General features: G+C 46.6%; 8 protein-coding genes and 1 pseudogene. 4 read left to right on the top strand and 5 right to left on the bottom strand.

Going from position 1 to position 9,466, the window contains the following annotated elements; all coding sequences use genetic code 11:
• Positions 1-328 (bottom strand): DNA gyrase modulator (locus NDI34_RS26830; protein WP_348234353.1); only part of this gene is annotated, 328 nt, incomplete at its 3' end.
• A 323-nt stretch (positions 329-651) separates the two neighbouring features.
• Here NDI34_RS26830 and NDI34_RS26825 point away from each other — a divergent pair.
• Both NDI34_RS26825 and NDI34_RS26820 read left to right on the top strand, forming a co-directional pair.
• Positions 652-3,135 carry a DUF4157 domain-containing protein gene (locus NDI34_RS26825; protein ID WP_348234352.1) on the top strand — a complete coding sequence of 828 codons (2,484 nt, stop codon included), beginning with the start codon at positions 652-654 and terminating at the stop codon, positions 3,133-3,135.
• A gap of 99 nt (positions 3,136-3,234) precedes the next feature.
• On the top strand, positions 3,235-3,711 hold the full coding sequence (locus tag NDI34_RS26820; RefSeq protein ID WP_348234351.1) for a hypothetical protein: 477 nt from the start codon (positions 3,235-3,237) through the stop codon (positions 3,709-3,711).
• Positions 3,712-3,857: 146 nt separating this feature from the next.
• Here the strand turns inward: NDI34_RS26820 and NDI34_RS26815 are convergent, their stop codons facing one another.
• From NDI34_RS26815 to NDI34_RS26805, 3 genes are all read right to left on the bottom strand, one after another.
• The gene (locus NDI34_RS26815) at positions 3,858-5,366 is read right to left on the bottom strand and encodes a TldD/PmbA family protein (RefSeq protein ID WP_348234350.1); all 1,509 of its coding nucleotides are present in this window, start codon (positions 5,364-5,366) and stop codon (positions 3,858-3,860) included.
• Positions 5,367-5,445: 79 nt separating this feature from the next.
• Positions 5,446-6,132 carry an ROK family protein gene (locus NDI34_RS26810; RefSeq protein ID WP_348234349.1) on the bottom strand — a complete coding sequence of 229 codons (687 nt, stop codon included), beginning with the start codon at positions 6,130-6,132 and terminating at the stop codon, positions 5,446-5,448.
• Positions 6,133-6,257: 125 nt separating this feature from the next.
• The gene (locus NDI34_RS26805) at positions 6,258-6,728 is read right to left on the bottom strand and encodes an ABA4-like family protein (RefSeq protein ID WP_190686483.1); all 471 of its coding nucleotides are present in this window, start codon (positions 6,726-6,728) and stop codon (positions 6,258-6,260) included.
• A gap of 107 nt (positions 6,729-6,835) precedes the next feature.
• Between NDI34_RS26805 and NDI34_RS26800 the strand changes: the two genes are divergently transcribed.
• Positions 6,836-8,275 carry a radical SAM protein gene (locus NDI34_RS26800; RefSeq protein WP_348234348.1) on the top strand — a complete coding sequence of 480 codons (1,440 nt, stop codon included), beginning with the start codon at positions 6,836-6,838 and terminating at the stop codon, positions 8,273-8,275.
• A gap of 121 nt (positions 8,276-8,396) precedes the next feature.
• On the top strand, positions 8,397-9,029 hold the full coding sequence (locus NDI34_RS26795; RefSeq protein WP_348234347.1) for a D-Ala-D-Ala carboxypeptidase family metallohydrolase: 633 nt from the start codon (positions 8,397-8,399) through the stop codon (positions 9,027-9,029).
• Positions 9,030-9,152: 123 nt separating this feature from the next.
• Here the strand turns inward: NDI34_RS26795 and NDI34_RS26790 are convergent.
• Positions 9,153-9,353: pseudogene (locus NDI34_RS26790) on the bottom strand (hypothetical protein); the annotation flags it as partial.
• Between the last annotated feature and the right edge of the window lie 113 nt (positions 9,354-9,466).

Below are 9,466 nucleotides of genomic sequence, written 5' to 3'. Positions count from 1 at the left end.
GTTCTAGCAGTGGCACCCACTCCGGATCTTCTGGGGCGAAACGGGCAAGTTCTTCCGAGCGTTTGATGGCAGATGCGATCGCATCTGAATCTAAATCTGTCGTAGAACTAGAGGCACTCTTGCGTCCGAAGTAACTGGTGATGGTGAGCTTAAACTGAGTGCTACTAATATTTTGGCTAATTTGATTTTCCGAGAAGCGGCTGAGGGATTCTTCACCAGTGCTGAGGCTGACAAATACCTCCTCTGCTTCCGACTGTTTAATAACTTCTTCTAATAGAGATATCGCCCGATCTTTACTGATTAAACTGGGTGCTGTTGCTAGAGTCACGATAATTCTGAGATTTGTGGATGGTTGAGTCTGGGATGAAGCGATGCGATCGCGTTTAGATTTCGGGTGCGAGGCTTTTCAAATGCCAATTAACAAAATAATTAAAAGCTCTATTCCAGAGTGGCAGATTATTCGTAAATTCAGCAACGCTGCAACAGTCAGTAGTTCTGATGTACGTGAGTTCTCTATGTTTACATCTCAATAGGTTATCCCAGCTTGCTCTATTCTAGTTACAAAACATTACATTTATGCTAAAACAAGGGACTAAAGATAATATTGACAAGAAACAATATTATTTTGCAACCCTGGCATAGAGGCGAAATATGACCTACGAGAGAATGCGAAAAATTTCCTCCTGGAATCCCGCTTCTAGCCAGAAAAACAGCCACAGCATTCAGTCGCGCCCTTTTGCAATCCAACCAAAACCTGATTCGCAGCTGCCTCCTACCCAGCAGGAAATAGAAAATCAAGCATTTGACCAGCATAAGTTTGAGGCGACCGGGCTAGAAATACAGGCGAAACTAGGCAGCATAACGCCAGAGGGACAGGAACGACTAACGGTATTACAGGCAAAGATGGATGCCTTTTGGCAGCAGAAAAGAGAAAGTACGCAACGCCAAGGCATTAACTTATTGGAAATCCCCAACCTATTTGCTCCCCGCCAAATATCGACACCCCAACCAATTCAGGCAAAACTGACGATTGGAGAACCAGGGGATCGGTACGAACAAGAGGCAGATCGAGTAGCGGCTCAAGTCGTGAGTCAGATTAATAACGCACCTGCGCCTAAACAGTCAGCTTCGGGTGAAACTGTCCAGCGAGACGAAATGCCCCAACTGGATGAGGAGGAAAAACTCCAGCAGAAACCAGAAGGCAGCATCCAGCGGCAAGATACGCCCCAACTCGATGAAGAAGACGAACTCCAGATGAAGCCAATAGTGCAGCGTCAGTCTGGAGCGGATGGAATGGCTGCAACAGCGGATCTGGAAACATCCATCCAACAAGCCAAAGGTAGCGGACAATCCCTCTCGGAAAGCATCCGAGAACCAATGGAAAAGGCATTTGGCGCAGACTTCAGCAGTGTCAAAATCCATACTGATGCCCAATCTCACCAGCTAAATCAATCAATTCAAGCTAAAGCTTTCACTACGGGTCAAGATATCTTTTTTCGGCAGGGGGAATACAATCCAGGGAGCCGCGGGGGACAAGAATTGTTGGCGCACGAGTTAACTCATGTGGTGCAGCAGAATGGGGGTCAGGTACAGCGGCAAATACAGAAATCATCTGAATTGTCCCCTGGCTCTCAAATCATGAGATTGAATGATACGCAGACTGGGGAACTGCCACTCATTCAAGCAAAAGAAATTATGGGAGTGAAAGCGTTTCAAGCAGCAACTTCGGTTTCCTTCTCCCGTCGTCCATCCGAACTAAAAAAAGTTGATGAAGCACTGAAGAAAGTACAACAGGCAGGTACAGATAGCATTCTGCTGGGTGAGTTATTAGAGGCAATCGATCGCTGTCTAGATAAATTCTCAGATCTGCATCCTAGAAGATCGGGCGTTATTAGCTTGCGCGACCAAGTTATAGAACAGCAGACAGAAATTAGCCTGAAACTTCAAGATAATGACCAGCAGGCTCCAGCGGAAGGAAGAAGCCGAAGTGGAGCTTTTTCTGCTGAGAAACAAAGTGTTGGCAAAGGCAGCAATTTTAGTGATTTTGACAGCAAGCAATATCGAGTGTCAGGGCGATCGCCAAATCGGATAATTGAGGAGGTTAAGCGCACGCAATTAGGAAATGGGAAAGTCGTTTATTTCGCAATGGGTTTGGTGACTGGTTTTAACGGCAAAGCACCTCGCGTAGCACCCTATCCACAACCCGTCTCTCTAGGAGATTGGTACCCCTCTGTAACTCATATCAATGGTATGCAAGTAGCGCCAAAATCGGGACTTTTAAGCGCCGCAGCATTGCAAGAATCAGTCAACGAAGCGCTAGATGCTCAAGACGATGCCGCATTAGGACAGAATGCCATAGATGTTCTTTACACCTATAGCGCTCAACGGGGTGGTGTGGTAGCCGATCTGATTGACTGCCTCAAAGGAAAAGTCCAAGTTGACGACGAAGCAACAGAGAAGCAGGAAGAAATCATGCTAGATGCGGTGCGCCGCAAAACACGGGTTACTGTTTCTGCTCACAGCCGAGGAACGATTAAAACTGACAATGCAGTTAGAAATGTACACGAAGTTTTGAAACAAGAATATCTATTATTAGCAAGACAAGACCCCGCAGTTCTCAAAATCTATCAAGATTTTGCTCTGTTCTATCAAGAAAATGATATGGGACTAGGTATAGACCCAGAAATATTAGCGGCGGCGGCGCGAGAGGAAGCAGCTAAGAGGATGGCTAGCGATCGCGCTAAGGAGGATCTGAATACTTATATCCAATTAATTTTTGCCGGAAATGCTGTACAGCATCCGTCTTCAATATTAAAAACCGACCTATATGTGGGTGGATTTGACCCAGTTAGTTTTGCCGTCGGGACTTATAGCCACATTGGTAGCAGGATAGACTCTGCTCTTGGTACGGGAGGACACGCTAAATCAACAGTTCATAGCGTGGGTAAAACTAAGGGACATGGTTTTGTCGGGAATTATGTTCCCGCTGTTAGCGATAAAATTGCTGAAGACTTAAGCGGACGGGAAGATATCCAAGACAAGCAAGCTAATCAAGCTTTATCTAATATTGATCCCGAAAGGTTAGCAGAATTAGAGCAAATGGGTAATAACTCTAGAAGGCGTAGGGGTAGGTAGGTTCGTTCGATTAGCGATCGCGTTTCTACTTAATCGTTTGAATTTGATTTTTCTGCTGTTTAATAGTAGAAGAGACCATATTTCATAAAGGGGAAAATTTTGCTGAGAGACAATGTAAATGCTGGTTTAGCAGCAATAAGCAAGCCAGATACTTCACCTAAATTAGTTTTAGATGAATCGGGTGGCTGCACTATTTCGCTCCCCTTTCCTCCTTCAATCGTTAAGTTGTCGGGAGGACAGTTGCAGGTAGAAATAAGAATGGCAAAAACGGGTGAGTTTTTTACTTTGTTATCACCTTTAGCAGCGGTTCACGGTCAACTAAGCCGAGAATTTTTAGACGCTTTATTGCACAGGCAATTTTATGCCGAACAGGTTTCTAGTCTGAGTTTTGCGATCGCAGTTGTCGGCGATAGCGATCTGCTAGTGGCAGTTCATCATTGGATGCTGGATGCGATCGCACCAGAGGAATTTAAGCGTTTATTTCAAAAATTTATGTCGGCAGTTTTCTCTGCTATTCCAGAAATTAATAATATAGCTCGTTCTGAAATATCGCTAGCACCGATTCATTCAGAGTAAAATCCTTAAATTATTGGCAAAGTTTTCGGGAATTTTGCTGTTAAATTATCTAAAATTAGAAAAAATAATCTACTTTTTCTGTAGGAAGATAGCGATCGCCTTAGAAATTGAAGATGATAGGGATGCGATCGCTTCTCCATTTCAAATTACGAGGAACTGCCAATCTGAATATCGCGCACTCGCACGGGTACGCAGGCGTGAGTCATTTGGGCAATTTGGATCGGTTCGCCTTTACCGCAATTGTTAGCACCGCACTGCATCCATTCTGAGGCGGGACCAACTGCATCCACGCTATTCCAGAAGTCAGTTGTCATTGAATGGTAGGTAACATTTTTGAGCATCCCTACCACTTTCCCTTTCTCGACTTTCCAGAAAGCATCGCCGCCAAATTGGAAATTGCGGCGCTGTTGATCGATGGAGAAACTACCAATTCCGTCGATTAAAATACCGTCTTCGGTGTTAGCAATCATCTCGGCTAAAGTAGCGGTGTGGCTGCCTCCCTCTGGTCCTGGTTCTAGCCCTAAATTAGGAATGCGAACCATCGGCACGCTTGACCAACTATCAGCATAGGCGCAACCGTTACTGCTGGGGCGTCCGAGTCGATGGGCAGTTTCGCGGTCTGTTAGATAGTCTACTAAAGTACCATCCTTAACAACGTACCAATCTTGTGAGGCAACTCCTTCATCGTCGTAGCCTGCGGTACTGCGTCCTCCCGGCTGAGTGCGATCGCATTTAAAATTCACCCAAGGTGCGGCATATTGCAGTTTGCCTAATTTATCAGTTGTGGCAAAGCTAGTGCCTGCAAAGTTGGATTCGTAGCCGTACACGCGATCGAGTTCTGTGGGATGTCCGACTGATTCGTGAATGGTCAAAAATAAGTTAGTCGGCTTGAGAATTAAAGTCGAACGAATCCCCGAAGGACCAACAGGCGCGTGAACTTTCTCAATCGCTTCTTCCGCAACCCGATCGACTTGGCTAAGGATATCCGATCGATCGATATGCTCATACCCGATGTTCAAGGGTGGGCGTTCGTAACTGCGGCTTTGAGCATCGCCATTGGCGATCGCTGTACAGCCAAATCCCGGATAGCTGCGATAAATTGTCTGCTGGATCAGAGAACCTTCTGTGGAAGCGAAGGTTTTGTCTTCGCGGCTGAAGCTGAGGTAAGAATAGGCTTTTTTGATGCCGCGATCGCCATAATTCAACAACTGCTCGTTCACATTCAGCAGCAGTTCTGCCTTTTCAGCAATTGGCACCGTAAAAGGGTCAATCTGGATCGGAGTGATGTAAGTATCCCGGTGCGCTTCAACGGGAACTAACTGCACCCGCGTGAGTTGGGAAAGGCGACTGGCTTTGGCGATGTCTACCGCTAAAGCAACAATTCTGGCAACTTCTGCCGGAGTTTTGTTATGGCTGGCAGCGAAACCCCAAGCGCCATCTAGCAGCACCCGCACCCCAAAACCAGAATTGACATTGTCTGACAAATTGCTCAAAGAGCGATCGCGTGCATAAAGATTCTGCGTTCGGTAGGAGCAAAAGCGGACATCTCCGTACTCGCACCCAGCTTTCCGAATCAGGTCGATCGCGAGTTCGCTCAATTCAGTCGTATAGCCTGGGGTTTTAACCTCAGAAATGGGTGCAGGAGCTTGTACCATAGCGATCTCCAATTAAAAACTAAAAATGTAAAATTAAATGCAAAAAGACTCTTTTTTAATTTTACATTTTTAATTCATTCTAATCCCGCCATAAAGCAATTCCACCCAATAAACCTGTCACATTGGGCACGATTTTCGTGTTTGACGGTAACTCAAACGCGATTTTTTTCGCTTCGCCGCCGCCGATATAAAGGGAATCGTAATTAAACAAATGTTGAAGAGATGCGATCGCTTTTTCTAGACGATTATTCCATTTTTCCTTACCGACTTTATCCAAAGCAGCACGCCCCATCTGCTCTTCATAGGTTTCCCCTTTGCGAAACGGATGATGACCCAGTTCCAGATTGGGTACCAGTGTCCCGTCTACAAACAAGGCGGACCCAAAGCCGGTGCCCAGGGTAATAACCAACTCAACGCCCTTTCCGGAAATTGCCCCCATTCCCTGAATATCGGCATCATTTGCCACCCGTACCGGCTTGCCCAAGCGATCGCTCAGCACGGTTGCCAGATCGAATCCAATCCACTCTGGAGTTAGATTAACCGCCGTTTTCGTCACCCCGTCGCGCACAACACCTGGAAAACCAACAGATACGCGGTCAAATTCACCTGCTGCGGCAGCAAGACTTGCGATCGCATCAATCACAGGCTCCGGTTTGGCTGGAGCTGGAGTCTCTACTCGACTACGTTCGGTCTGTGGCTCTCCAGCTTCGTCTAAGACTATCACCTTGATGCCACTGCCGCCAATGTCAACCGCTAGGGTACGCATACATCTATTCTCTCTATTTGATAATGAATTGATTGCGAATTTTAGATTGACAATTTACGACTCGTGAAAATGTTAAAACTAACCTTTTTACACCGCTCGATTGTAATCCAAAATCCAAAATTCTCTTACGCCTGTGAAGTTGGAGTCGAGGCAGCTACGGAATCGGTTCCAGTTGGAAAGAAAAATTTATTTGTCACCCATTTTGTCAAAATATGAGACAACAGTCCCATTGGCCCTGCAAATAAGCACAACACCAGCGAGTGGATTGTCCAGACACCAGTACGCTGTCCTTCCCAGTAGATATAGCGACCAACGAATAAATCCATTACCAGAAAATGAACCCACCCAATCGCAGCAGCTTTCTCGTCTGCAAAGAATTGAGCAATATCAGCTAGCTGAGGATTGGACATTGCTTGAGCAGATTCCGGTGTAATGGATGTAAAAAACCAATACACATATAAAGCTGCTAAAGCTACAAAGGGGAGATAAGATTCCATCACCCGCTTCGTCACGCCCCAGTTGGGTAGGAAAATCATTAGCGCCCAGAAAGGCAGAACAAACAGATTCGCGCCGTTGAATAGTTGAGCAATTGTCATAGATATGAAGAATTAACCTGACTATCGTCATCGTAAGCGACTGTTAAGCAGATTGCCGGTTAGAATCGGTGCCCAGAAACCTACCAATCGTCGCAGGAGCTTTCTGAATGAAGGTCAAAATGATTTTACCGGCTTTGACTGAAGCCCTCAGCCCCCACTGGCGACCGATTAAATATTCGCTGTTTCCGCCACTGGGATTAGCGACGATTGCCAGTTTTTTCAGCGAAGATGATGAAATTATCCTGCAAGACGAACACGTTGAGCGACTGGATTTAGATGATGAGCCAGATTTGGTAGTGATTCAGGTTTATATCACCTCAGCTTACCGAGCTTACGAATTAGCCGACCACTACCGTAAAAAAGGTGCATACATCTGTCTGGGTGGATTGCACGTTACCTCACTTCCAGAAGAAGCTGCTGCCCATGCGGATACAATTTTCCTGGGTCCTGGTGAAGATACGTGGCCTGAATTTCTCCAGGATTTCCGGGCGGGACATCCTGGTAAAGTGTATCAGTCGAAACTGCGATCGCTCCTCGGCGTTCCTCCCATTCGCCGCGACTTAATTAAGCGCCATCTGTACTTAATTCCGAACTCCATTGTCGTTTCGCGGGGTTGCCCTCACACCTGCGATTTTTGCTACAAAGAAGCTTTCTTTAAAGGCGGCAAATCTTTCTACACGCAACCTGTAGACGATGCACTGGCTGAGATTGAGCGGCTGCCAGGACATCATCTTTATTTTCTCGACGATCATCTGTTTGGCAACGCTGAATTCGCCGCCGCGTTGTTTGAGGGGATGAAGGGGATGGGGCGCGTGTGGCAAGCAGCCGCAACGGTACAATCTATCTTGCAGCCGGGATTGTTGGAAAAAGCAGTCGAATGTGGCTTACGCAGCTTGTTTGTTGGCTTTGAAACCCTTAACCCGACGAATCTCAAAGAACAGCATAAATATCAAAATCTCAATCGAGATTACAGCGCTGCGATTCGCCGTTTGCGGGATTTGGGCGTGATGGTGAATGCTAGCTTCGTTTTTGGCATGGATGACGATGATGAAACCGTGTTTGAGCGCACCGTTGAATGGGCGGTGCAGCAAGGGCTAGAAACTGCCACGTTTCACATTTTGACGCCTTATCCCGATACTGCTTTGTACAAACGCATGGCAGCGCAGGGACGAATTACTCATTCCAACTGGGATTTATACGATACTCGTCATGTTGTCTACAAGCCAACTAAGATGACGCCGGAGGTGCTAGAGGCAGGCTACTGGCAAGCTTATAAAGATTTTTACCGTTGGAGTAATATTTTCCAAGGTGCTTGGGCTAAGGATCGTTGGTCTGACCGGATGCGGCATTTGGTCTATGCTGGGGCGTGGAAGAAGTTGGAGCCAGTTTGGGACGGGATCATTCGGGCGAAAAAGGTCACTCAATGCTTGCCAACGTTGGAAAGTGTTTTAACCAGTTTTGGCGCTCATCCATCCCCGCAACCGCGAGAAAAGTTACCCCTTAAGAGGGAGGCATCTGTTTTGAAAGAGCAAATGCCAGTTTCATGAAAGTCTCTCTAATCTTCCAGAGCAGGGTTTTGTCCCTCCAGCCGAGAAACGAAAGAATAGTGGTACAGGTTGCGCGGTAGGCTGGTATTTAGGGAATTGCCCGCTGGAGGGATAGACCGAGATGGAGTTCAAACTAACAAATGCCTTTAAGTTTTATCAGAATTTAGAGCATCAAAATCAAGCGATTGATGAGCTTGAGCAATGGTTCAAAGATAATCACCCAGAGCAGTTAGAGAAGTTTCACCAAGCTTTATTAAATGGCCCTAGCCCCGATCTTGCGCCGGAGGTGATGGAGAAACTGACATTCAAAAGTAGCCAACCGTTGGCTTTGGCAACCTATTCGTCTTCGTCAGAAATTCATCTGAACGATCCGATCATTGCGGGTGGTGACTTGACGTGGGCAGACGCGATTCCTAATGGCGATCGCCATCTCCCCGAAAATCTAGAAGTCGTGGAGAATATTATCGCTCTTGCCAAGCAGCTACAAGTTGCCAGAGACCAGATTGGTAAGCCTTTCCTGATCACCAGTTGGTATCATCACAAACCCTTTGGAGCTAAGGTTCATGGCGCGTCCAAAAATCAACCGATGACGGGCGGTGCTGTTGATTTCAGGGTGGAGGGCTACACCGGGCGACAGCTCGCAAAGATGCTGGATTGGTGGGAAGGCGGTTTAGCGACCTATATGTATGTGCCCTATATGCTGCATCTGGACATGGGTCCCCAGCGACGCTGGCAAGCACAATATCCAGGCTAGGGAACAATTAAAGATTAAAAAGCCTCAATTTTTAATTCTTAGTTTACGCGGTGTGCAACTTTTTCTTAACCTCCCTTGGCAAGGGAGGCAGAAATACAGAAAGTCGCACGCCGTGTTAGTTTCTTACCGAACACCAGGAAAGCTATTGACAAACTGAATCTGGATATCGGGAAAATTCTCGACAATCTGCACCTTGAGATCGGGAAAAGATTCAACAAATTGCCACTGACCGCACCGTTGGGGAAAAGCGGTGACAGGTTCGACGATTAAATCCGGGGAGGATGAGACAATCTTTACCTTGATATCTGGCAAGCTTTCAACAATAGACCTCTTGCAAAAGTCGTCGCTGGGGTAATATGAGGTCTGAAATTATGCGCTCGCTCACCTGTCTTCTACGCTCACCCCTGGTAATTCATAAGTAAAGCTAATGAAATACG

It is taken from the genome of Trichocoleus sp. DQ-U1 (assembly GCF_039961925.1).
Taxonomy (GTDB): Bacteria; Cyanobacteriota; Cyanobacteriia; order Cyanobacteriales; family FACHB-T130; genus FACHB-T130.
The sequence above is the reverse complement of the archived record's forward strand: the minus strand, read 5'-3'. Positions and strand labels throughout refer to the sequence as shown.